We start from the raw sequence: 21,122 nt of genomic DNA, 5'->3' as shown, positions 1-21,122 counted from the left end.
AGGCATGGGCGAGGTCCGTCCCCCCGCTCACGTGCGCGAGCACCCGGGAGCCCTGCCACGACCCGGCGGCCACCGCCACCCGCCTCGCCCAGGCGGGACTCGCCGACCAGTACGTGGTGTACGAGGCGGAAGGCGGCGTCTGGCACTTCGCGGCGGGCTCGGCCGTGAACGTGACCGCCAGTGCCACCGGCATCACCGCGCAGGCCGCCGGGCGGACCTGGACCTCGCGCACCGACCGGAAACCACTGACGGCGTTCGCCACCGCCCTGTCCGCCCTGCGCGACGCGGGCGACGAGGGACGCCACTTCTACGGCTGGGCGGCCTTCGAACTCGCCCACCTCCTCCACGCGGACCCCGCGACGGTCGGCGACCAGCCCCTGCTGCACGCGCTGATCCCGTCCGTCGAGGTGACCCTCACCAGTGACCGGACCGTGGTGCGCGCGGTGGACCAAGCATGGGCGCGCAAGGTCGCCGACCTGCTCGCGGAGCCCCCGGCAGGACGGACCGCCCCCGACGAGCCGACGCCGGGAAGGACCGAGGGCGTCATCGCCGTCGGCACCGTCGCCTACGGCCGGGCGGTGTCCCGTACGGTCGGGGACATCCGCGCCGGGCTCCTGGAGAAGGCCGTGGTCTCCCGGAAGGTCCCGCTGCCCGCCGAGCCCCGCCCGGACTTCCCCGCGACCTACCTCGCGGGCCGCCGGGCCAACACACCGGCACGCTCCTATCTGCTGGACCTCGGCGGTTACCGGGCCGCCGGGTTCAGCCCCGAGACCGTTCTGGAAATCGGGGAGGACGGACGCATCAGCACCCAGCCGCTCGCGGGCACCCGCGCACTGGGACCCGACCCGGCGGAGAACGAGCGTCGGCGCGCGGAACTGCACAGCGACCCCAAGGAGATACACGAGCACGCCGTGTCCGTACGCCTGGCCTGGGACGAGATGGCCGCCGTGTGCCGCCCCGGCTCCGTCGCGGTCGAGGAGTTCATGGCGGTCCGTCCGCGAGGGTCGGTGCAGCACCTGGCCTCGCGGGTGACGGGCCGGCTGCGGCCGGACGCCGGAGCATGGGACGCGTTCGCCTCCCTCTTCCCCGCGATCACCGCCACCGGCGTCTCCAAACGCGCCGCGCTCCAGGCCCTGGCCCGCCACGAGGAAGGGCCCCGGGGCCTGTACGGCGGCGCGGTGTTCCGGGGGAGCACCGACGGCGCCCTGGACGCCGCCCTCGTCCTGCGCACCCTTATTGGTGCGGAAGGCGAGGTGTGGCTGCGGGCGGGCGCCGGGGTCACCTCTCAGTCCAGCCCCGAGCGGGAGATCGAGGAGACCTGCGAGAAGCTGCGCAGTGTCGCTCCGTACCTCAGGTTCACCGAGGACTGAGCCGACGCCTCTCGGAGACCTCCCCGAATGCCCGATCGGCCCGGACCACTCCTGCGTGGCTGCTCAGCCACGCAGGAGCGGTCCCGCCCGGGGGGTTGACGGCCCGTAGTGTTCGGGACGAGCGGTGACAGTTCTTCGTGGTTCGAGGGATTCGGACCGGAGCGGCCCTCGCCACTGTGATCGGGGAGTTTCCGTCCCGGTTGTGCGCGCTGTCAGCGCTTGCGCCGACGTCCGCCCCGGCCCGCAGCCGCTCCAGCGGCTGCCGCCGCGCCCGCAGTCGCCGCCGGCCCCCGATCCGGGCGGTCGGCCGACACCACCAGGGCCGCGAGCAGTGTGGTGACGGGCACGGAGGCGACCAGGCCGATCGAGCCGACCAGTGTGCGCACGATCTCCTCCGCCGCCAACTCACTGTCGGCGACCGTCGCCACGCCGCTCTGCGCGATGGAGAAGAGCGGCAGCAGGGCAGCGCGGCGCCCGCGTAGCCGAGGACGAGGGTGTTGACGACGGAGGCGATGTGGTCGCGGCCGATACGGATGCCGGCGCGGTACAGCCCGCGCCGGCCCATCGTCGGGTTGGCCTCATGAAGCTCCCGGACCGCCGACGTCTGGGTGACCAGCACATCGTCGAGGACTCAACGTCGCCCTCGGCCGGCCCTGGGCCGACCCGGTCGTCGGCCCGTTCGTCCTCACCACACGCCTGGTGGCGGGGACGGCGTGGAAGGTTCTTTCCGCCAGGTAACCAGGGGTGCCGCGTCGCCGACGTCGTTGAGGCCATCTGCGGGGTGTCCACGGCGACGATCTGGCCGGTCAGCAGGCCGAACTTGTTCGCCGCGCGGCCTTTGCAGAGCGCGAGGAAGAGCACCCCGAGTCCCAGCCCGAACGGCATGAGGACGCCGATCGCCGAGTTGCGGTCGCCGGGCTTAAAGGTGCTTGTAGCCGGAAATGATTAAGGCCCGAAAGGTTTTTCGGAACAGTGGTCGACCGGTGTCGAGGGGGAGGACCTGTCGTGGATGAGCCTCTTCGTCTGCGGCCCCGACTCGAACCACCGCTCGCCTCCCTGCTGGACGCCGGACCGCTCCTCCACTCGCTCGTGGATGCGCTCGGCTCGCCGCTCAACGTGTTGCTGCCGGAGCGGGCGGCGGAGAACGCGCGACGGTTCCATGCCGTCTACCGTGAGCACCACTTGGCCGGACGTGTCTACTTCGCGCACAAGGCGAACCAGTCCGATTGCCTGGTACGGCGGTTGGCGGCGGAGGACCCGGCTGTCGTGGGTGTCGATGTCGCCTCTCTCGGGGAACTGCGCCATGCGCTGGGCTGCGGCTTCACACCGGACCGGATCATGGCCACCGGACCCAAGGACCCGGAGTTCCTGTGGTTGGCGGCCCGCGTCGGGGCGACGGTGAACCTCGACTCGCTCCGCGAACTGGAGCAACTGGCCGAGCTGGTGCGGAAGTACAACCTTCCCCGGGTCGACGTGCTGTTGCGGCTCTCCGGGTTCGAATCGGAGGGTGGCCCGGAGGGGCCCGGAGCGCGGGTGCTCTCCCGGCGCAGCCGCTTCGGCTCACCGGTGGGCGAGGTCGGTGAACTTCTGTCGGCGGTCGAACGGCACCGTGACGCGGTCGAGTTGACCGGCACCGCGTACCACCTGGACACGACCGGAGCCGTGGAGAAGGTCCGCGCGCTGGAACGCTGTGTGATGGTCATGGACGAGTGCCGTGCCAGGGGCCTGGCGCCGCGCGTCGTCGACATCGGCGGCGGCTTCGGAGCCGGTTATGTCGCCGACGCCGCGGAATGGGACCGCTACACCACCGCGTTGACCGAGGCCGTGCTCGGCACCCGTCCGGCCCTGACCTGGCGCGGGCACGGCTACGGGCTGCGCAACGAGGGCGGCACGGTGCGCGGGACCGCGGCCCTCTACCCGGCGTGCCGCCCCGTCGCGGGACCCGGCTACCTCGCCGAGTTGCTCTCACTGCCCGCGCCCCTGCTGGGCCGTCCGACCGCCGGCCTGCTCCTGGAGCACATGTACGACCTGTGCGCCGAACCGGGCCGGGCTCTCGTCGACCAGTGCGGCCTCTCGCTGGCGAGGGTTCTCGATGTCCGGCGGACGGGCGAGGGGGCCGGGGAGTATCTGGTGCGGCTGGGCATGAACGCCGGGGACGTGAGCCTGGAGGAGCACGGCGTGCTCGTCGACCCCGTGCTGCTTTCGCGCACCGGGGCGGCAGGGGAGAGCGGTGCGGGCCCGGTGGGGGTGTATCTCGTCGGCAATCTCTGCCTGGAGGCCGATCTGATCACGCGTCGCATGGTCTTCCTTCCTCGGCTGCCAGACCCCGGTGATCTGCTGGCCTTCGCCAACACCGCGGGCTACGCGATGGACTTCCACGCCCACCATGCACAGCGGCAGCCGGTCGCCCGCACGGTGGCGGTCGTGGACGAAGGGGGTTCCTGGCGCTGGTGCCTGGACGAGGACTACTGGCCGATCCCACACTCCGGGGGAGCGTTCGCATGAGGTACGACAGCATCACCGAGGCCATCGGCAACACGCCGCTGGTGCGCATCGACCCGGCCGTGCACGGCCTGCGCCACTTCGACCTGTACGCGAAGCTGGAGATGCTCAATCCCTTCGGCTCGGTCAAGGACCGGCCGGCCTGGAACATGGCCCGCCCGTATCTGGAGGCGGCGGCCGAGCGCGGTGAGACGGTCGTGGAGCTCTCCAGCGGCAACACCGCCAAGGCACTCGCCCTGCTCGCCGGGATGCACGGGCTGCGTTTCAAGAGCGTCACCAACCGGATGCGGGTGCCGGAGATCAAGGAGCTGCTCCTGCTGCTGGGCGCCGAGATCGAGGAACTGCCCGGGCAGAGCGAATGCTTGGACCCCACCGACACGGACGATCCGCTGACCCGCTTCCACCAGGCGCTCGCCGAGCCGGGAAGCACGTATCTGCACACCGACCAGTACTTCAACCCGCGCAACACCGAGGCGCACGCGGCGGGCACCGGCCCGGAGATCGTCAAGGACCTGGACGGGCGGGCACCGGACTGGTTCATCGCCTGCGTGGGTACGGCGGGCTCGTCCACCGGAGTGGCACGGGTTCTGCGCGAGCACGATCCGGAGGTACGGGTCCTCGGCCTGGTCGCCGACAAGTCGGACTTCATCCCCGGCATCCGCACCATCGACGAGGTGCACCAGGTGGGCCTCTTCGACCCGGCGACGTACGACACCATCGAGTCGGTGACGTCCCAGGAGGCCATCGACGGAATGCTCACCCTCATCCGCCGCTGCGGACTGCTGTCGGGGCCCACGGGCGGTGCCGCCTACCAGGGCGCGGTGCGTCATCTGCGGGCGGCGGAGGCAAAGTCGCCGGAGCCGGAGCGGCGCCGGACAGCGGTCTTCATCGTCTGCGACCGTGCCGAGAGCTACCTGAGCTACGTACGGCAACGCAGGCCGGAGCTGCTGGGCACACCCCGCCGCGGACACTCCGCCGCGGCCCTCACCGAGGCCGAGATACGGGCCGGGGCCCGGAGCGTCGACACCGACGCCGCCCGGCGGTGGATCGCCGATGGACAGCCGCGCCCGCTCGCCGTCGACCTGCGGGGCCCGCACGCGTACGCCGCCCTGCACATCGAAGGTTCGATCAACATCGTCGACGAACTGTTCGAGGAACTCGTGCGCGACGGACTGCCCTTCAGCAAGCGGCAGCCGGTGCTGCTGGCCTGCCCGGTCGGCGAGAAGTCCGCCCGCTACGCCGCGCTGCTGACCCGGATGGGCCATCCCGATGTGCGCAGCCTCGCGGGCGGCATCATCGCCTGGCGGGACGCGGGCGCGCCGTTGGTAAGGGAATGAGCGCCGTGCACCCCTGGCAGGGGAAGGGACGGGCGGAGGCGGACTGGCAGCGCGGGATACGGGAGCAGTTCCCCATCATCACCGCCCATCCCGACCTGGCCTACCTCGACAGCGCGGCCACCGCGCAGAAGCCCCGCGCGGTACTGGAGGCAGTCCAGTCGTACCTGACGACGTCGAACGCCAACGCGGGGCGGGGCACCTACCCATGGGCCAACCGGACCACGGAGCTGGTGGAGCGCACCCGACGGCGGGTCAAGGAGTTCCTCGGTGATCCGGATCCACAGCGGTCCACCGTCCACTTCACCGGCGGCACCACCGAGGGACTGCGCGCCGTCGCCCGTGACTGGCTCACCACGTTCCTCTCCGAAGGGGACGAGATCCTCGTCCCCTTCGCCGACCACCGGGCCAACCTGGAGCCCTGGCTGGAGGCGCAGAGGCTGCTGTCCGACCGGGGAACCGAGGTGCGCGTGCGCGCACTGCCGTACCAGGCAGAGTCGGGCGACTACGACCACCGGGCGCTGGATCAGCTCGTCGGCCCCCGTACCCGTTTCGTCGCCGCCACGCACCTCCACCACGTGTACGGCGGCGACATGAACGTGCAGCGCATCCGCGCGGTGGTCGGCCCCGACGTACCGATCTGTCTGGATGCCGCCCAGAGCGTGGGCCATCTGCCGGTCTCCGTCGCCGAGTCGGTGCTCGACGTCGACTTCGTCGTCTTCTCGGGACACAAGGCGCTGGCCCTGCCCGGCACGGGGGCGGTCTGGGCGCGCAACGCACGCGGCCCGGTCTTCGAGCCCGGCGGCTGGCAGGGAACCCCCAACACGGTGGGCATCGCCTCGCTGGAGGCGGCACTCGACTGGCTGGAGGCAGCGGGCACCGAGCGGATCGCGCGATGGACGGTCGCCCTCGCGACCCGGCTGACCGACGGACTCCGGCAGCTCGCCTCGTACGAGATCCTGGGCTGCCAGTCCAGCCTGGCCGCCGACTCCGGGCAGCCCCTTCGGCAGCGGCGCCACGGCATTGTCACCTTCCGCCATCGCGGCATCCCGTCCGACGACCTCGGCTTCATCCTGTTCAGCGAGGGGTTCATGGTGCGGGCCGACAGCCTCTGCCAGGCCGGTGTCGACGAGAAGAAGGACGGCTTGGTGCGGGTCAGCCTGCACGTCTACAACACTGTGGAGGAGGTCGAGCGTCTGCTGGCGGTCCTGGCGTCACTCGATTGAAAGTTCCATGAAACCGAAAACCGTTTCCACCTGTAGATTCGAGGGTGTCCGCGAAGGGTGAGAGACGGAAGAGGTGTGCGACCGGATGGGCGTGAGTATGGCGACGGCCGGCATGTGGCTGGAGCGCTGGGAACGGCAGCAGCAGAGGTATGCCGTCGACCGCGAGGAGCGGTTTACCGTGATCGCGGACGTGGTGGAGCACGTGACCGCCGGTTGCGCCCGCCCGCTTCTCCTCGACCTGGGCTGCGGGCCGGGATCGCTGGCGGCGCGGCTCGCGGGACGCCTGCCGGGCGCGGAGATCGTCGCCGTCGACATGGACCCGGTCCTCCTGGAACTCGGCCGCACCCACCACGCGGACGCCGCCCGCTACGTCGACGCCGTCATCGGCGACGACGACTGGACCGACACACTCGGCCTCGACCGGCCCCTGGACGCGGCCGTCTCGACAACGGCCCTGCACTACCTGTCCGAACCGGCCCTCCTGCGCACATACCGCCGCCTCGCGGGACTTCTGCGGCCCGGCGGCGCTCTCGTCAACGGCGATCACTTCCCGCAGCAGGGGCCGCCCCTGTCGGAGCTCACCGCCTTTGTGGGCCGCCGCAGGGCCGAGCGGTCCTTCGCCCACACGCACGAGGACTGGGAGTCCTGGTGGGCCGAGGCGGCCCAGGACCCCGAACTCACAGACCTGTTCGCCCAGCGGGAGCGGCGCCGGGTCGGCCGGGCAGACGGCGGCGATGACCTGACCGCGGCCCGGCATGCCGAACTGCTGCGGGAGGCGGGCTTCTGCCATGTCACGTCCGTCTGGCAGTTCGGCGACAGCCGAGTCCTCGTGGCGGTCAAGGACTGATCCGCACCGTCCGCGGGCCCGCGAACCCACGGGGGAAGACACCCGGGCCGTTCGCGGGCGACGGTCACAGGACGAGGCTCATCAGGATCTCGTCGCGGTCGTCACCGGGGGCGACCCGTAGTGCCCCCGGCCATCGGCCGACCTCCACCCAGCCCAGTCCGCGGTAGAAGTCCTCAAGCCCCAGGCCGGACCTCGCGGTGAGTCCCAGCCGTTCCAGCCCCATCCCGTCCCGGGCGACGCCCGGGACGCGGCGCATCAACGCGGCACCGATGCCCTGGCGACGGAACCGGGTGTGCGTCTGTACGTGGTTGACCACGCCGCAGTGCGCGACGAGCGGGTGCGGATCGCGGCGCAGGAGCAGCCATCCCGCCAACACGCCCTCCACGGTGGCCACGAGCAGTCGGCTCCGTTGCGGATCGAGTGCCTCGACGATCTTGTCGAACACCGGCCCGACGTCCTGCGGACTCACTGGCGGCAACGTGACGCCGTGCGGGATGACCGCCCCGCCGGCATTGCTCACCGTCACCCAGCAGTCGACCAGCTCCTGCCCAAGACCAGAAGCCAGCTCGTGGGGCCGGGTGATCTGTGTGAACTCAGCCGGCCTCACTGCCTTGTGCGCTTCCATGGCGATCAGCCTGCCAGACGGCCCCCATCGGCGGTCCGGTCCGTCGGGTGTTCACTGCCCTTCGCAGCGCCCTGTCACTTGCTGGAGTACGGCAGGAGAGCCATTTCGCGGGCGTTCTTGATGGCTGCGGCGAGTTGGCGCTGCTGTTGAGCGGTGACGTGGGTGACGCGCCGGCTGCGGATCTTGCCCCGGTCGGAGATGAACTTCCGCAGCAGATCGGTGTCCTTGTAGTCGATGTAGGTGATGCCGGCCGCGACGAGGGGATTGGAGCGGGACTTCACCGGCTTGCGGGTGTTGACGCGTCGGGTCATGGGGACTCCTTTTCCTTGGAGGGGACGGTGACGGGCGACGGGTGGACGGGGCGACGGCGGGTCACGCGGCGTCGAGCAGGGAGTCGAAGGCCGCCGGCAGGCGCTGCCACCCCTCGGGTCCGGCCGCGTATTCGGCGTCCGTGAGCAGGCAGGAGTCGAGGAGTTGCTCGATGCCGGAGCGGTCGAGTCCGGGTGAGGTGAAGACAAGGTGCTGGCAGCGGTCGCCGTGCTCCGGATGCCAGTCCAGTGCGGCAGCCGCTCGCCGTACCGGGGGGACCAGTTCCCATGCGGCGTCGGGCAGGGAGGCGAGCCACGGGCCCGCGCCTTCGACGCACAAGGCGCCGCCGGCCGCGTCCCAGGAGAGCAGGGTGTCAGGGCGGTCGGCGAGCCAGAAGCGGCCCCTGCTGCGTGCGGAGGCGCAGCAGAGGTCCTCCAGAGCCTGATAGAGGCGTTCGGGGTGGAAGGGGCGGGTGCGGTGCCAGACCAGCGTCGTGACGCCTGCTTCGTCGACATCCTGAGGCAGGAGTGCACAGGCCGGGTGCTGGGCCGCGGCCGCCGCTTCCACGTCGAATCCGGCGAAGGCCAGTTGCGCGAGTTCCCCTGAGCGCGCGTCGACGTGGCAGGCGGTGGGGTGCAGCTGGTTCAGCAGGGCGTGGTCGTGTTCGTCCGCGTCCTCGCTGTCCACGAGGGCGAGGACGGGCGCGTACTCCAGCTGGCGGGCCCAGGTGTCGCCGACGGTGCGCTGGTCCGTCGCCGCTGCCGCGAGTCCCGCCTCGGCCAGGTCGTCTCCATTGGAGAGGTACGGCAGGACCAGTGCCGGGTCCACCGCGGTGATCACGTTGGTGAGCGTCAGGTCGCCGCCGCTGTGGGCGGCGATGACCTCCGCCATGGCCTTGGGTTCGACCGAATCCCACAGCTCGACGATCGCCAGCCGCGTCAGCCCATGGCCGGCCAGGCGCTCCAGCTCGGGGACGAGGTCCTCGCGCAGTGCGCAGCAGGCGCAGTCGTTGACCAGCGGCGCTTCGCCGGATGCGAGCACGCCGGACGCGTCGTGGAGGAGCCGTCGTACGGTTCCCTCGTCCGCGGTGGCGAGGTCGTGGTGAAGGGCGACGCTGCCCGGCACCGCTCGCAGGAGACGGTCGACCACGTGTCGGCGGGCATCCGCGTGCAGGCCGGCGACGATGACGACCGGCAGTCGGCCCTCCTCGCGCATCACCGGCCTCCGGAACGGCCGTAGCGGCGTTCGAAGCGCTCGACTCGGCCCGCGGTGTCGAGGACCCGGGCGGTACCGGTGTAGAAGGGGTGACTCGCCGAGGAGATCTCGACGTCCACGACGGGATAGGTGTTGCCGTCCTCCCACTCGATGCGCTTGTCACTGGAGAGCGTCGAGCGAGTCAGGAAGGCGAAGTCGGCGGCCTTGTCGCGGAAGACGACGGGACCGTAAGCGGGGTGGATGCCGGGCTTCATGGCGGGCTCCCTGGAGAGGTAGGTGGTGGGATCAGCGTTCTTCACGGAAGTCGACGTGCCGGCCGGCGACCGGGTCGTACTTGCGCAGGACCATGCGGTCCGGGTCGTTCCGGCGGTTCTTCCGGGTCACGTAGGTGTAGCCGGTCCCCGCGGTGGAGCGGAGCTTGATGACCGGGCGGAGTTCGTTGCGAGCCATGCCGGTACTATATGGGAATGATTTCCATTCCCGATAGCCGTCCGTTCAAGGAGAGGCAGGTCATCCCGTGTCCGCCCACTGCCAACTGACCGGCGCCCAGCCGGGCTTCGGCAACCACATTTCCCACTCGCACCGGCGCACCTCCCGCCGCTTCAACCCGAACATCCAGCGCAAGCGGTACTGGCTGCCCAGCGAGTCCCGGCATGTACGGCTGACGCTGAGCGCCCGAGGAATCAAGACCGTCGACACCATCGGCGTGGAAGCGGCTGTCGCACGCATCCGTGCCCGGGGAGGAAAGGTCTGATGGCCAAGCGAAGCAAGATCGCGAAGAACGAGAAGCGCAAGGCCGTTGTCGAGCGGTACGCCGCCCGGCGCGCCGAACTCAAAGAGATCATTCGACGTCCTTCCTCGACGGAAGCCGAACGCGGTGCCGCGATCGCCGAACTGCGTCGGCAGCCCCGCGACGCCAGTGCCACCCGCGTCCGCAACCGTGACAGCGTCGACGGCCGCCCCCGGGGGCATCTGCGCAAGTTCGGGCTCTCCCGTGTCCGCGTGAGGGAACAGGCACACGCGGGTTTCCTGCCCGGTGTCACCAAGTCGTCCTGGTGACACCGGTTCCTCCGCGCTCACGGAGGAACGCCAGGGGGCACGTCTCACGTCCGAGCCGTGCCCCCGCCCAAGGCGGTGCGACCACGCCCGAAGAGTCCTGGCGGGGTCGTCGCGGCTGTGTGCGCGTATGCGAGAGGTGAGGTCGAAGTGGAAGCCGTCCACCGTGACATCCGGCAGGAGTGCACGCATGAGTGATGCCGCACGCGGCCTTCGGGGCCGTTTCTTCACGCTGCGCCGGGCGGTCCATGACAGCCCTCACGGGGTCATGATCTCCACAGGATGCCCGCGGAAGGTCATCGACTGCGCGGGCCGACGCGGGCTGCACGCTGTGGTCCGGCCGTGCACGGCCTGTCGCAGCCCCACCGGAGCAGCCGTGCGTCTCGGCCCGCTCGCCACCGCGGCCGACGCCGCAGCGGTCGGAGCGTGGCTGCGGGCCGGGATGCCGGGCGACGGCACACTGCCCGGCAGATTGCGGGCGGCGCCCGTCCTGCGGCACGTCGCGCACCTCAACTGAGGGCGGGCGGCGTGAGCAAGGGTCTGTTGAACGTGGTGACCGGCAACACGCCCGGCGTTCGCGGTGCCGTGGTCGACCAGTTGCTGACGCTCGCTCCAGGTGCCGTGGTCCTGGCGGTGTCGATCCAGGCGCGGGGCAAGGGGCACCCCACCGTCCAGCGCTGCCTCTCCGGCACCGGGATCGCGCTGCCGGGCGGGGCGTTACAGGGTGCGACCGGTGATCCGGTCGTCATCCTGCGCCAGGACCTGCTGGCCCTGCGCCGTTCGCCGGGCGCGGCACACGTCGTCCTCGCGCTGCCGGACAACGTCGACGTCCTCCCGTTCCTGGTGGAGCTGTGGCGTCCGCGGGTGAGCAGCGGATCGCTGGGGGAGTACTACGACCCAGCTCCGGTCGTGGTCGGTATCGACACGGAGTCGTTCATGGGGGACATCGGCTGCGTCCACCGGACGGAACGACTGTGGAGCGGGGGCGACCGGGCTGAGTCCGTGAGTGCCGCTGAGGCCGCCGCCCGCCAGGTGGAGGCGGCGGACGCCCTGATCGTGTCGCGGGCGGCGGGCCGCGTACATGATCCCGGGGGAGTGCAACTCATCGGCCAACTCAACGGGCCTGCGCTGCTCGTGACTCCTGCCGACACAAAGGCAGTGGCATGGGAGCTTCCCGTGCCGCTCGTCCACGCCCTGCCGAAGGGCGCCGACGAGGATTGGCGGTCCCGGCTGGAGCCGGTGGTGCTGCCACGTCCCCGCCGAGGCGGCAGCCATGAGGTGGGGTCCCTGTGCTGGCATGCCCGCCGGCCTCTGCATCCCGGGCGCCTGGCCGACGCGCTTGCCGTCGTCATGGCCGGTGTCGTGCGCGGCCGGGGCCATCTCTGGCTGTGCAGCCGACCTGATGCCGTTGTGACCTGGCGGTCGGCCGGCGCGTATCTGGAAATGCGCGAGGCGGACCGCTGGCTGGACGAGGACGACGCGCGCGGATGGCAGACCGCCTCGCCGCAGCGACGCACTGTGGCCTCGTGGTTCTGGCACGACTACTACGGCGAACGCCGCAACGAGATCACCCTCACCGGAATCGGCCTTGACCAGGAGGCGGTTCGCTCGGCGCTGGATCAGGCTCTGCTCACCGACGTCGAACTCTCGCTGGGGCGGCAGGGCTGGACGTCGATCCCAGACCCCCTGCTCGGCGACGTCGATCGATGGTGAAGAGATGCCCCGGCTCGTGTTCGGCGTCAGGGCAGTCGGACGAGACTGAGCCGGGATGCGTGGTGAGGAAGTCCGTCACTCACCGGTCGAAGAGGCTGGTACGCAGTACCGCTCCGTTCAGGCTGGACAGTTGTCGAAGCGGGCGAAGTCGTAGCCGATCGACGCGACGATCTCCTCGGCCCGGGCATCGCGCAGCGCAGCCTGCCCCTTGTGGCTCTCCGCCGCGCGGCCGTACGGCGGGATCAGCAGGGACGCCTGGACCCTGCCCAGGCGTATGCCGTCCTCTGCCATGCCAACCTTCCGGATCGAGGTCCGTACCGGGCCTGACGGCGCCGTGGCTGTGACCACCGCCCGACCCGGAGTCCTCATCAGGGCCCCGCGACGAGTACGGGGTGCTCGTATTCGCAGGTGTCGTCGATGCCGTAGGTGTCCCAGGCGGGGAACGGGTCGGCGGAAGGCAGGGCCTCGCCGTCCGCCATGAGGCAGTCGGTCAGGGCCGCCTGCAAGGCGTGCGCGCGCAAGTGGGTTCCGATGAAGACCAGTTCCTGACCCTCGGGGCTCTCCGCATCGCGGGCGGCGGACGGTTCGAAGCGGGCCACGGACCCGGCCTGCGACCACAGGCCCGTCAGGTGTGGGCGGCTGGCAAGGGTGAAGAAGCCCTTGGAGCGTAGGATCTGCCCGTAGGTCCCGCTGTCCAGCTGCTCGGTGACGAACGTCCACAACCGCCCGGGGTGGAAGGGAACTTCGGCGCGGAAGACGGTGGAGGAGATGCCGTACTCCTCCGTCTCGGGTACGTGGTCGCCGTTGAGCTCCATGACCCAGCCTGGGGCCTGTTGGGCTCGCTCCAGGTCGAACAGCCCAGTGCCGAGGACGTCGCCGACCTGGACGCGACCGTGGACGGCGGGGACGATCCGCGCCGCCGGGTTGAGGCGGGCGAGGGCCGCCCGCAGCCGGTCGGCGGCTTCGGCGTCGATGAGGTCGAGCTTGTTGAGCACGATGACGTCGGCGAACTCGATCTGGTCCATCAGCAGGTCGCTGACGGTGCGCTCGTCGCCCTCGTACTGGTCGAGGCCGCGCTCCACGAGCTCGTCCCCACTTGCGAGTTCGGTCAGGAAGTTCGCCGCGTCGACGACCGTGACCATGGTGTCCAGCTGGGCGAGGTCGCTCAGCGTCGCCCCGTCATCGCGCGCGAACGCGAAGGTGGCGGCCACCGGCATGGGCTCGGAGATGCCGGACGACTCGATGAGCAGGTAGTCGAAGCGGCCCTCGCGGGCCAGCCGGTCGACCTCTTCCAGCAGGTCGTCGCGCAGCGTGCAGCAGATGCAGCCGTTGGTCATCTCGACCAGGCGTTCCTCGGTGCGTGACAGGGCTGCCTCGCCGCCGCGTACCAGGGCGGCGTCGATGTTGACCTCGCTCATGTCGTTGACGATGACGGCGACGCGCAGTCCCTCGCGGTTGCCCAGGACGTGGTTGAGGAGGGTGGTCTTGCCGGCGCCGAGGAATCCGGACAGGACGGTGACGGGCAGGCGGCGGAGCTGGTCGTACGGCATCGGGTGTCAGCCTTCGGGACGCAGCAGACCGCGCTCGTACGCCTTCGCCAGCCGCTGGGGTACCAGATAGGGCACTCCGTCCACGGTGACCGGCACGAGCTGAGGCGTTGTGGCCTTCCACTGCGCGCGGCGGTGACGGGTGTTGCTGCGGGACATCTTGCGCTTGGGCACGGCCATGGGGACCTCCAGACTGGGCGGACGAAGCAGCACGCTACATGAAAATGGGTCTCATTACGAGTTGCGATGTCTGATGTCTGGCCGACAAACCGACGACCCTCAACCTCGGTACCGACCGTGCCGAGTTGAAGGTCGGGCGTCGCAGTATGTCGGCCGGGGCCTCACCGGTGTTGTCGAGAAAGCACAGCGATGGGTGGTAGCCGAATCCGTGTTTCCAGGTCCGTGCCGACTGAGAATGTCGGGGACGGCGTAGTTGATCCGGCCGCGACTGGTGCGGCGGCCACTGATCACCTCCACTGTGTCCGGATGCGGCGCCAACGGGTCGTCGGGCAGGTCGGATTGCGCGTCGAGAGCGTCAGCCAGTTCACGCAGTCGACGGGTGTGACGTGAGAGATCGGGCATGGGGTGCTCCGGTCCGGCCCACTAGTCGTCTGGCTAGCCGCCTAGTTGTGCCGTCTCATGACATCGGTTCCTCACTGTCAGGCTTGGCGGGCGTAGGACGTGAGGCGATCGGCGAGTGCGATGACGAGGTCGCGCAGTTCATCGGGGCGCTCGATGACGAACGGCCGGTCGAGTGAGGCGAGTATCCGAGGCAACCAGTCGAGCTGCTGCGCCCGCAGCTCGACGCGCAGCCAGTGCTGGGCCGCCGGGTCCTGGCCGACCGCGGGCTCGTGCTCCTCCAGGCTCGCGACGCTGGCGGGGAGGTGCGCACGGATCTGCTCAACTGTCCCGTGGATCCGCAAGGTCACCTCATGCTGCTACTCGGCCGTGGCGAATCCTGACAACACGCGCTGTGCTGGACCGGGACCCACGGGCGCTTCGCATCGTGTCGCCCATGACCCGCCGTCCGCACCAGGAGGGGTCCACGCCGTGGCCGACCGCGGTCACCCGTCCGGACCACTCGTGCCCCGGACGCAGGGGGTAGGAGGCGTGCCCCGTGTGCAGGTAGGCATCTCACCGTTGTAGACCGTCGTACCGACTGATGAAAAGGTTCTTGGGGGCGGGTCGGCTTCGGGATGGGCAGGAGGATGCGTCACAGCCGTCGCCACGGGCTCCGGAGCCCCGGCGCTCACGGTCCGGTGATGAGCAAGCTGCCGGTGATGAGCAAGCTGCCGGTGTTGGTGTGCATCCCTGGCGGGGCATTCGTCTCCGGCGCCGGTTGGTGGTGTGGCGCGCGGCGCCTCTGGCCGATCGCGGCGACGCCGTCGTGGGCACCCTGAACTACCGGCTGGGCGTGTTCGGCAGCAAGGGCGGCGTTCGGTTGGTCGTCATGGCGACGGCATGCCCTGCGATGCGGCGCTTCCCGTCCGGGGGTCTGTCGGTCCGGGGGAGATCTGCGTATGCTCCACGGTGTTCCAAATCATAGACCGACGTACCGATTAATGAAATGAGCCGTGGGTGAAGCTCCGCAACGCACAGTGGTACGCGGGTCAGGACCGCAACGCCTACATCCACCGGGCCTGGATGCGCCGCGGCGTACCGGGTGACGCGTTCACGGGCCGTCCGCAGATCGCCATCGCCAACACCGCCTCCGACCTGACGGGCTGCTCGCCGAGCTGGAGCGGGACCACCAGTACGACGCACTCGACACGTGTGCTGTCGACGGCATGTGCGCGACGGCGTGCCCGGTCGGCATCGACACCGGTGACCTGACGCGCCGTCTGCGCGCGGAACAACGCGGCCGGACCGAACAGAAAGTGTGGGCCTACGCCGCCCGGCACTGGGACGGTGTCACCAGAGGGGCCGCGACAGCGCTCACCACCGCGAGCACCGTGCCCGACGCGCTGCCCACCCGGATCACCGCGGCCGGGCGGGCGCTGCTCGGGGCCGACACGGTGCCCGCCTGGTCCGCCGACCTGCCGCGCGGCGGCGGCCGACGCCGTCCCGTGCAGGCCGGGACACCGCAGGCGGTGTACTTCCCGGCCTGCCTCTCCACGCTGTTCGCACCGGCCGACCCCGAGACGGGCCCGGGAGTGCGGGACGCCTTCCTGGCCCTGTGCCGACGAGCCGGAGTGGAAGTTCGCGTACCGGCCGAGATCGCCTCGCTGTGCTGCGGGACGCCGCGGAGGTCGAAGGGGCTGACCGACGGGCACACGGCCATGCGCGACCGTGTCCTGCCCGTCCTGCCCGTCCTGCCCGTCCTGCCCGTCCTGCCCGTCCTGCCCGTCCTGCCCGTCCTGCCCGTCCTGCCCGTCCTGCGCACGGCCACCGACAACGGTGCGCTGCCCGTGGTGGTCGACGCCGCCTCGTGCACCGAGGGACTGGCAGGCATGCTCGCGGAGGAAGCCGTCCGAGTCGTGGACGCGGTGGAGTTCGTCGACACGAACGTTCTGCCCGAACTGCCCCCCGCCCGCCGTCTTCCCTCGGTCGTCGTCCATCCCACCTGCTCCTCCACGCAGCTCGGCCTGAACCCGGCGCTCCTGCGGGTGGCGGCCGCGGTCGCCCAGGAGGTCGTGCTAGGAGGACTGGAGTTGCTGTGCCTTCGCCGGTGACCGGGGCCTGCTGCATCCGGAGCTGACCGCCTCGGCGACCGCGGCCGAGTCGCAAGCCGTTCTGCGGCATCCGGCAGCCGCCCACGCCTCCGTCAACCGGACCTGCGAACTCGGTATGACCAGAGCGACCGGGCACACCTATCGCCATCTGCTTGAGCTTCTCGACGACGCGACACGTCCTCACCCGTGAGTAGGGCCATATCCGGAGCTCCGGCTCTCTCCGTTCCTTCGAACTACCAGGTCACACCCACACGACTGGAAGGCAGGACACGGTATGAACGCCAGAACCGCCCTCGTGACGGGCGGCGCCCGCGGACTGGGCGCCGCCGCAGCCAAGCGTCTGCGCGTCGACGGGCTGAAGGTGACCACACTCGACCTCGAAGAAGCCGACGTATGCGTCGACATCACCGACGAAGCGGCACTGAGTGACGCGGCCGACGGCATAGGGCCCGTGGACGTGCTGGTCAACTCGGCCGGCATCGTCGGGCCGAACAAGCCGCTGCTGGACACCGCACGCGACGAATGGCTCCGCGTCCTCGACGTCAACGTCGTAGGGACCGTCAACACCATGCGTCTGTTCGTACCCGGCATGCGGGACAGGGGCTGGGGCAGAGTCGTCAACTTCGCCAGCATGGCCGGCAAGGACGGCAACCCCAACCTCTCCGTGTACTCAGCTTCCAAGGCCGCCGTGATCGCGCTCACCAAGGCCGCCGGCAAGGAACTGGCCACCAGCGGAGTCCTGGTCAACGTGATCACACCCGCCGTCATCGCCACGCCGATGAACGAGACCACGGCGCCGGACGTACTGGAACGCCTCACCAGCCTGATCCCCATGGGACGCATCGGACGCCCCGAGGAGGCGGCCGAACTCGTCGCGTTCCTCGCCTCCGACCGAGTCAGCTTCTCGACCGGCGCCGTGTACGACATCAGCGGCGGGCGTGCCACGTATTGAGCTGCCGTCCCCGGGGTGGTCTGCTCACGAACGACTTGTCCACCTCTCCCGGACGTCAGACGGACAGTCCCCGGCGGCCGGATTCAGTCCCTCATTCTCTCCCCCAAGGGAGTTGGGGACGGGCGGCCAGGCCGGGGTGGTGCCGGTTCTGCCGCGTCGGGGAGTCAGTTGCCAGGTGCCGACCCGACTGCGGTGATGACGCTCTGGAAGCTGTCGTAGCCGGTGACGAGGGGGGTGACTCCCAGGTCACCACGGTGACGCAGTACCGCGCGGCCAAGGCCAGCAGGTTGCGGACCTGCTGCTTGGTGAGGCTGGGTGTGGAGTGCACGCCGAGGCGACTCTCGATACGCCAGCCCGGTAGCCGGAGATGCCGCCGAGAACGGCGAAGGCGGTGGCGCGCTCCTTGGCCCTGAGCTTCTTCCGCGTTGGCTCGGCGAACCACCGCTCCACCAGGGTGAGCCGGGACGAGCTGTCACGGACGCAACACGAAAGATCGAGGCTGGTCCAGGACCGTACGGTTGTCCAGCCATCTGCCCGCACCGGGGCGGGGCGCTGGCAGTCAACGTAACTCTCGCTCTTTTCCGGACAGTTCACGATATCTGGGGGAGCGGGCCGGACGGTCAGCGGCGCTTGGGACGCAGGGTGCTGTCCGGACGGAGAGCACCCTGGCCGTCGAGGGCGTCCAGTACGGCCGGGAGCCCTTGGCTGAGCATTTTGGTACGAACGGCGCCGAGGAGCTTGGCCATGAAGAACCCTCCGACACCGGTGAAGCCGGTGTGGTCGTAGGTGAAGCGTGTTCCGCCGCCGTCGTGCGGTTCGATCCGGTAGGCGACCTGCGTGACCTCCCCGCCGCCCTCGTCCTGCCAGGAGAAACGCAGCAGTGAGGGCTCAGTCGCCTCAAGCACCTCACAGACCACGACTCCACTCCAGCCCGGCTTGGGCTTTGCGATGAATCTGAACGAGGTCCCGACGACCGGGGTGAAGCCTTCCGGGCGCGCTCCGGCGCCGGTGGCCGTCCACAGCGGAATCAGTTCAGGGTCGGTGACCGCACGCCAGACCTTCCGCGGCGGGTGCGGGTAGTGGCGGACGATATGGATGGCGCTCATGGGCCCCCTCGGATGGTTCAGTGACTGTAAAAATACAGTAGCAGTAACTTTGAGGGAGGGCGCACTATGCTGCACCGGTGAGCACACGTACCGTCGACTGGACAGCCCTGCACCCCCGCGACGAACCGTCCGCGTCTGAAGGGTTGCGTGAGCGCAAGAAGCGGCTGTTGCGGCACAAGCTCTCCGACACCGCCACCAAGATGTTCATGGAACGGGGCTTCGAGTCCGTCCGCGTCTCCGAGATCGCACAAGCCTGCGGCGTCTCGGAGAAAACCGTCTTCAACTACTTCCCCACCAAGGAAGCACTCGTCCTGGACCTGGGCGCGACGACACTGGAAGCCCTGCGGGTCACCTTGGCTGACCCGGACCTGTCGCCGGTCGAGGGGGTGTTGAAGATCCTTTCGACCGAACTGGCGCACCTGACCTCCTGGCTGGACGCACAGGACGACCTCGCCCAGGCCAAGGCAGCCCTGCTGCGCTTCGGCATGCTGATCAGGTCCACCCCGTCGCTCCGGGCCTACCAGCGCGACATGGCCGACCAACAGATCTCTGTAGCAGCGGAAATCCTCGCGCAACGCACCGGGCTGAGGCAGGACGACCCCGAACCACAGATCGCTGCCAGCGCCCTCCTCGCCTTGTGGCCGCTCCAGTTCCAGGCCCTGCGCAGGCATCTGCATTCGTCTCGGACTCCTGAACATCTCCACAACGCCGTCCGCGCCGACGTTCGACGCGCAGCCCAGCTCATCAGCACCGGACTCGATAGCCTCGCCCCGGAGCACCTCTCCAGGCGGTGATGCCGCCCGCGAGCCGGTCGGCGACGCTGCGAGGCTCGCGGCCGAGCAGTTCGGCCGGCACAGGGGCCGACTCCGGCGAAGCGGCTTTCGCGGGTTGCCTGGAAGGTGGTGAGCGTCATCCGTGCCATCGCCTCCGGTGTACCGGCTGCGGTCTTGTCCGCGATCCACTCCTCGTCGTCCATCACGATGCGCTTGGCCTCACGGTCGCTGATCTCGGAGGACATGTCTCGGAGGACATGGCGGCGACGTCGTCGAAGGTCACGGCCTGGCGCGCGGTGAGCGTGACCGGCCCTTCGAACGTCCGGTCGCCGGCCAGGATGACTGCTGCCGCTTCGGCGGCGTCGGCCCGGTCGGTCGGTCCAGGTAACCGCGGCCAGGATCTGCGGCGGCATCGGAACTGACTGCGTTCAAGAAACTGCGCGAATGCGTCGCCTGGACCTCGCTGCGCAGCGGCTTCTACACCCACAGCCTGAGCTGGCTGCTCGGCTCCTGGCAGCAGAGCGGCACCGTCGGCGAACGAGCCACCGAACAGTTCCTCGCTGGCTCGGGGTACATGTCCGCGAACATCTCCGCCGGGCACAGCACACCACGGTGCTTGGCCAGGAACGCGAATTCACTCCCAGCCGGAATCAACTCCCGGCACATCTCCCATTTCTAGCGGACATCAGGCCCGTCCGACGTCGCGTTGTCTGCGAGGAGAGGCGCGATCCCTACCGGGCTGAACACGTCTCGTACGGCGAGCGTGATGCCGCCGTGCAGGCCGGACGCTCCCTTGAGCCGGGTTGCAGTGATGGTCAGTTTGCGCGTGGCCAGAGGAAGGGCGCGCTGGTAGACGGCGGCTCGGACGGCGGAGACCAGGTCGTCGCGCAGCCTGGCTCTCGGCTACCGCCGCCTCACCGTCCGGTACGAATGCAGGGGCAGCTACTTCCTCGCCTTCCTCGACCTCGCAGCCGCCCTCACCTGCTACAAGAAGCTCACGAAACTCACCACGTGAGACATCCTCTTAACCTTCGATGTGGTATCGGCTTTGGGAAACGACCGCTTGGCGGATCTTGGTGGTGAAGTCGGCGGTACGGGCGATGCGATCGACTCCACCAGCTTTACTACGGCGCAGGGCACCCTTGAAGTTCTGTTCGAGGGTGCCCGTCATACGGGACATCAGGTCGTCACTGAGGTGATCCAGATCGATGTTCAGCAGGTCCCGTGGAGTGGGTTGCCGTAACCGTGTGAGGGTGTATGCCGACATTGCGGCGAGTGGGTAGAGCCAGTTTTCCAGAGAGTCACCCAGCAGCGGTCGGTCTTCCGTATACCGCGTCAGGAAGGTCCGCAGCCGACTCTGGACGTCGAGGCACAGTCGGTAAATGTCCAGGTCGTGACGGGACGAGAAGATCTGGGCGTAGTGCTGGTCATCAAGGAGCAGAGCGTCCGAGTGCCGGAGCGCGGTGTGCGGCTCTCGTAGGACGAAGGCCGTGAACTCGCGTGCGAGACGGGCCATGCTGATGACGCGGTCGAGGGGGAAGCCGAGATTGCGATAGTAGCTGGCACGGCGCTCGTAGTGATAGCCGCCCGCTTGACCGAGGCTTTCTTCGATGTCCTTCTGGATGGATTCGGTTGCTCGCAGTGCGCCAGCCGGCAGCTGGGTCTGGCTGTTGGTCGCCCGGATGATGCGATCACGTGCGGTGCCGGACTCGGGCGCTACTACGATCTTGACTAGAAGGGACCGGTCGCGGTGATGGCCACCGTTCTGAAAATAGCTGTAGGGGGGTTAGCCCTTGATCGGGGACACCCTGATCATTGGATCGTGAGGATCCGAAGAACAGGAGTTCCCGTTGGGGACGTCGAAGTACTCGCCTG

Annotated in this window: 23 protein-coding genes and 5 pseudogenes; 14 read left to right on the top strand and 14 right to left on the bottom strand. The window is 69.4% G+C overall.

The window, feature by feature from the left end; all coding sequences use genetic code 11:
• The coding region (locus ACWEKM_RS40435; RefSeq protein ID WP_451626282.1) for a salicylate synthase at positions 1–1,370 on the top strand (1,370 nt) is incomplete at its 5' end.
• 212 nt (positions 1,371–1,582) lie between these two features.
• Here the strand turns inward: ACWEKM_RS40435 and ACWEKM_RS40430 are convergent.
• Together ACWEKM_RS40430 and ACWEKM_RS40425 are read right to left on the bottom strand one after the other, a co-directional pair.
• Positions 1,583–2,001 (bottom strand): annotated as a pseudogene (locus ACWEKM_RS40430) (YibE/F family protein); the annotation flags it as partial.
• 140 nt (positions 2,002–2,141) lie between these two features.
• Positions 2,142–2,282, bottom strand: a pseudogene (locus ACWEKM_RS40425) (metal ABC transporter permease); the annotation flags it as partial.
• A 93-nt stretch (positions 2,283–2,375) separates the two neighbouring features.
• On the opposite strand from ACWEKM_RS40425, the gene ACWEKM_RS40420 reads away from it, so the two are divergent.
• From ACWEKM_RS40420 to ACWEKM_RS40405, 4 genes are all read left to right on the top strand, one after another.
• Positions 2,376–3,875, top strand: a complete 1,500-nt coding sequence (locus tag ACWEKM_RS40420; protein WP_451626281.1) for a Y4yA family PLP-dependent enzyme — start codon at positions 2,376–2,378, stop codon at positions 3,873–3,875.
• A complete protein-coding gene (locus ACWEKM_RS40415; protein ID WP_451626280.1) occupies positions 3,872–5,209 on the top strand; it encodes a pyridoxal-phosphate dependent enzyme in 1,338 nt (445 codons plus the stop codon). The genes ACWEKM_RS40420 and ACWEKM_RS40415 overlap by 4 nt, the downstream gene beginning before the upstream one ends.
• Positions 5,206–6,432, top strand: a complete 1,227-nt coding sequence (locus ACWEKM_RS40410) for an aminotransferase class V-fold PLP-dependent enzyme (protein WP_451626279.1) — start codon at positions 5,206–5,208, stop codon at positions 6,430–6,432. The genes ACWEKM_RS40415 and ACWEKM_RS40410 overlap by 4 nt, the downstream gene beginning before the upstream one ends.
• 85 nt (positions 6,433–6,517) lie before the next feature.
• Positions 6,518–7,279: a class I SAM-dependent methyltransferase gene (locus ACWEKM_RS40405; protein WP_451626278.1), complete on the top strand. Its 762-nt coding sequence runs from the start codon at positions 6,518–6,520 to the stop codon at positions 7,277–7,279.
• A gap of 64 nt (positions 7,280–7,343) precedes the next feature.
• Here the strand turns inward: ACWEKM_RS40405 and ACWEKM_RS40400 are convergent, their stop codons facing one another.
• The 5 genes from ACWEKM_RS40400 to rpmG all read right to left on the bottom strand — a co-directional run bounded on the left by ACWEKM_RS40400 (position 7,344) and on the right by rpmG (position 9,878).
• On the bottom strand, positions 7,344–7,904 hold the full coding sequence (locus ACWEKM_RS40400; protein WP_451626277.1) for an N-acetyltransferase family protein: 561 nt from the start codon (positions 7,902–7,904) through the stop codon (positions 7,344–7,346).
• Positions 7,905–7,978: 74 nt separating this feature from the next.
• Positions 7,979–8,215, bottom strand: a complete 237-nt coding sequence (gene rpsR / locus ACWEKM_RS40395; RefSeq protein WP_451626276.1) for a 30S ribosomal protein S18 — start codon at positions 8,213–8,215, stop codon at positions 7,979–7,981.
• Positions 8,216–8,276: 61 nt separating this feature from the next.
• Positions 8,277–9,428, bottom strand: a complete 1,152-nt coding sequence (locus tag ACWEKM_RS40390) for a CobW family GTP-binding protein (protein ID WP_451626275.1) — start codon at positions 9,426–9,428, stop codon at positions 8,277–8,279.
• A complete protein-coding gene (locus tag ACWEKM_RS40385) occupies positions 9,428–9,682 on the bottom strand; it encodes a type B 50S ribosomal protein L31 (RefSeq protein WP_221753950.1) in 255 nt (84 codons plus the stop codon). The genes ACWEKM_RS40390 and ACWEKM_RS40385 overlap by 1 nt, the downstream gene beginning before the upstream one ends.
• Before the next feature lie 31 nt (positions 9,683–9,713).
• Positions 9,714–9,878: a 50S ribosomal protein L33 gene (gene rpmG, locus ACWEKM_RS40380; protein WP_201843023.1), complete on the bottom strand. Its 165-nt coding sequence runs from the start codon at positions 9,876–9,878 to the stop codon at positions 9,714–9,716.
• Positions 9,879–9,945: 67 nt separating this feature from the next.
• Here rpmG and rpmB point away from each other — a divergent pair, with 67 nt between their 5' ends.
• From rpmB to ACWEKM_RS40360, 4 genes are all read left to right on the top strand, one after another.
• Positions 9,946–10,182 carry a 50S ribosomal protein L28 gene (rpmB, locus tag ACWEKM_RS40375; protein WP_451626274.1) on the top strand — a complete coding sequence of 79 codons (237 nt, stop codon included), beginning with the start codon at positions 9,946–9,948 and terminating at the stop codon, positions 10,180–10,182.
• The gene (rpsN, locus tag ACWEKM_RS40370) at positions 10,182–10,487 is read left to right on the top strand and encodes a 30S ribosomal protein S14 (protein WP_451626273.1); all 306 of its coding nucleotides are present in this window, start codon (positions 10,182–10,184) and stop codon (positions 10,485–10,487) included. The genes rpmB and rpsN overlap by 1 nt, the downstream gene beginning before the upstream one ends.
• 187 nt (positions 10,488–10,674) lie before the next feature.
• Positions 10,675–11,001 carry a hypothetical protein gene (locus tag ACWEKM_RS40365; RefSeq protein ID WP_451626272.1) on the top strand — a complete coding sequence of 109 codons (327 nt, stop codon included), beginning with the start codon at positions 10,675–10,677 and terminating at the stop codon, positions 10,999–11,001.
• Between the two features lie 11 nt (positions 11,002–11,012).
• Entirely contained in the window at positions 11,013–12,197 is a 1,185-nt protein-coding gene (locus tag ACWEKM_RS40360; protein ID WP_451626271.1) for a GTP-binding protein, read from the top strand.
• A 117-nt stretch (positions 12,198–12,314) separates the two neighbouring features.
• Here ACWEKM_RS40360 and ACWEKM_RS40355 read toward each other — a convergent pair whose 3' ends face one another.
• The 5 genes and pseudogenes from ACWEKM_RS40355 to ACWEKM_RS40335 form a co-directional block, all read right to left on the bottom strand.
• The gene (locus ACWEKM_RS40355; RefSeq protein WP_451626270.1) at positions 12,315–12,488 is read right to left on the bottom strand and encodes a hypothetical protein; all 174 of its coding nucleotides are present in this window, start codon (positions 12,486–12,488) and stop codon (positions 12,315–12,317) included.
• A 77-nt stretch (positions 12,489–12,565) separates the two neighbouring features.
• Complete coding sequence (locus ACWEKM_RS40350) at positions 12,566–13,747, bottom strand: GTP-binding protein (RefSeq protein WP_451626269.1); 1,182 nt, start codon at positions 13,745–13,747, stop codon at positions 12,566–12,568.
• Positions 13,748–13,753: 6 nt separating this feature from the next.
• Entirely contained in the window at positions 13,754–13,924 is a 171-nt protein-coding gene (gene rpmF, locus ACWEKM_RS40345) for a 50S ribosomal protein L32 (protein ID WP_181658604.1), read from the bottom strand.
• A gap of 479 nt (positions 13,925–14,403) precedes the next feature.
• Positions 14,404–14,745 (bottom strand): annotated as a pseudogene (locus tag ACWEKM_RS40340) (transcriptional regulator); the annotation flags it as partial.
• Positions 14,726–14,875, bottom strand: a pseudogene (locus ACWEKM_RS40335) (alcohol dehydrogenase catalytic domain-containing protein); the annotation flags it as partial. The pseudogenes ACWEKM_RS40340 and ACWEKM_RS40335, both read right to left, overlap by 20 nt.
• Positions 14,876–15,006: 131 nt before the next feature.
• Between ACWEKM_RS40335 and ACWEKM_RS40330 the strand changes: the two are divergent.
• The 4 genes from ACWEKM_RS40330 to ACWEKM_RS40315 all read left to right on the top strand — a co-directional run bounded on the left by ACWEKM_RS40330 (position 15,007) and on the right by ACWEKM_RS40315 (position 17,368).
• Positions 15,007–15,144, top strand: a complete 138-nt coding sequence (locus ACWEKM_RS40330) for a hypothetical protein (RefSeq protein ID WP_451626268.1) — start codon at positions 15,007–15,009, stop codon at positions 15,142–15,144.
• Between the two features lie 178 nt (positions 15,145–15,322).
• Positions 15,323–15,577 carry a hypothetical protein gene (locus tag ACWEKM_RS40325; RefSeq protein WP_451626283.1) on the top strand — a complete coding sequence of 85 codons (255 nt, stop codon included), beginning with the start codon at positions 15,323–15,325 and terminating at the stop codon, positions 15,575–15,577.
• A complete protein-coding gene (locus ACWEKM_RS40320; protein WP_451626267.1) occupies positions 15,532–16,416 on the top strand; it encodes a hypothetical protein in 885 nt (294 codons plus the stop codon). The genes ACWEKM_RS40325 and ACWEKM_RS40320 overlap by 46 nt, the downstream gene beginning before the upstream one ends.
• Positions 16,417–16,690: 274 nt before the next feature.
• Positions 16,691–17,368: an SDR family NAD(P)-dependent oxidoreductase gene (locus ACWEKM_RS40315; RefSeq protein ID WP_451626266.1), complete on the top strand. Its 678-nt coding sequence runs from the start codon at positions 16,691–16,693 to the stop codon at positions 17,366–17,368.
• A gap of 620 nt (positions 17,369–17,988) precedes the next feature.
• On the opposite strand, the gene ACWEKM_RS40310 is transcribed toward ACWEKM_RS40315, so the two are convergent.
• A complete protein-coding gene (locus ACWEKM_RS40310) occupies positions 17,989–18,474 on the bottom strand; it encodes an SRPBCC family protein (RefSeq protein ID WP_451626265.1) in 486 nt (161 codons plus the stop codon).
• A 77-nt stretch (positions 18,475–18,551) separates the two neighbouring features.
• Between ACWEKM_RS40310 and ACWEKM_RS40305 the strand changes: the two genes are divergently transcribed.
• Complete coding sequence (locus tag ACWEKM_RS40305; protein WP_451626264.1) at positions 18,552–19,268, top strand: TetR family transcriptional regulator; 717 nt, start codon at positions 18,552–18,554, stop codon at positions 19,266–19,268.
• 1,003 nt (positions 19,269–20,271) lie between these two features.
• Here the strand turns inward: ACWEKM_RS40305 and ACWEKM_RS40300 are convergent.
• Positions 20,272–20,976: pseudogene (locus ACWEKM_RS40300) on the bottom strand (AIPR family protein); the annotation flags it as partial.
• Between the last annotated feature and the right edge of the window lie 146 nt (positions 20,977–21,122).

The organism is Streptomyces sp. NPDC004752, assembly GCF_053601275.1.
This window is presented reverse-complemented; position numbering and strand designations above follow the sequence as displayed.

Excerpts from the sequence above, each read along its gene's own strand:
- ACWEKM_RS40415 (WP_451626280.1), top strand. The coding sequence starts at position 3,872 with ATGAGGTACGACAGCATCACCGAGGCCATCGGCAACACGCCGCTGGTG.
- ACWEKM_RS40410 (WP_451626279.1), top strand. The coding sequence starts at position 5,206 with ATGAGCGCCGTGCACCCCTGGCAGGGGAAGGGACGGGCGGAGGCGGAC.
- ACWEKM_RS40405 (WP_451626278.1), top strand. The coding sequence starts at position 6,518 with ATGGGCGTGAGTATGGCGACGGCCGGCATGTGGCTGGAGCGCTGGGAA.
- ACWEKM_RS40400 (WP_451626277.1), bottom strand. The coding sequence starts at position 7,904 with ATGGAAGCGCACAAGGCAGTGAGGCCGGCTGAGTTCACACAGATCACC.
- rpsR (WP_451626276.1), bottom strand. The coding sequence starts at position 8,215 with ATGACCCGACGCGTCAACACCCGCAAGCCGGTGAAGTCCCGCTCCAAT.
- ACWEKM_RS40390 (WP_451626275.1), bottom strand. The coding sequence starts at position 9,428 with ATGCGCGAGGAGGGCCGACTGCCGGTCGTCATCGTCGCCGGCCTGCAC.
- ACWEKM_RS40385 (WP_221753950.1), bottom strand. The coding sequence starts at position 9,682 with ATGAAGCCCGGCATCCACCCCGCTTACGGTCCCGTCGTCTTCCGCGAC.
- rpmG (WP_201843023.1), bottom strand. The coding sequence starts at position 9,878 with ATGGCTCGCAACGAACTCCGCCCGGTCATCAAGCTCCGCTCCACCGCG.
- rpsN (WP_451626273.1), top strand. The coding sequence starts at position 10,182 with ATGGCCAAGCGAAGCAAGATCGCGAAGAACGAGAAGCGCAAGGCCGTT.
- ACWEKM_RS40365 (WP_451626272.1), top strand. The coding sequence starts at position 10,675 with ATGAGTGATGCCGCACGCGGCCTTCGGGGCCGTTTCTTCACGCTGCGC.
- ACWEKM_RS40355 (WP_451626270.1), bottom strand. The coding sequence starts at position 12,488 with ATGGCAGAGGACGGCATACGCCTGGGCAGGGTCCAGGCGTCCCTGCTG.
- ACWEKM_RS40350 (WP_451626269.1), bottom strand. The coding sequence starts at position 13,747 with ATGCCGTACGACCAGCTCCGCCGCCTGCCCGTCACCGTCCTGTCCGGA.
- rpmF (WP_181658604.1), bottom strand. The coding sequence starts at position 13,924 with ATGGCCGTGCCCAAGCGCAAGATGTCCCGCAGCAACACCCGTCACCGC.
- ACWEKM_RS40330 (WP_451626268.1), top strand. The coding sequence starts at position 15,007 with ATGAGCAAGCTGCCGGTGATGAGCAAGCTGCCGGTGTTGGTGTGCATC.
- ACWEKM_RS40320 (WP_451626267.1), top strand. The coding sequence starts at position 15,532 with ATGTGCGCGACGGCGTGCCCGGTCGGCATCGACACCGGTGACCTGACG.
- ACWEKM_RS40315 (WP_451626266.1), top strand. The coding sequence starts at position 16,691 with ATGAACGCCAGAACCGCCCTCGTGACGGGCGGCGCCCGCGGACTGGGC.
- ACWEKM_RS40310 (WP_451626265.1), bottom strand. The coding sequence starts at position 18,474 with ATGAGCGCCATCCATATCGTCCGCCACTACCCGCACCCGCCGCGGAAG.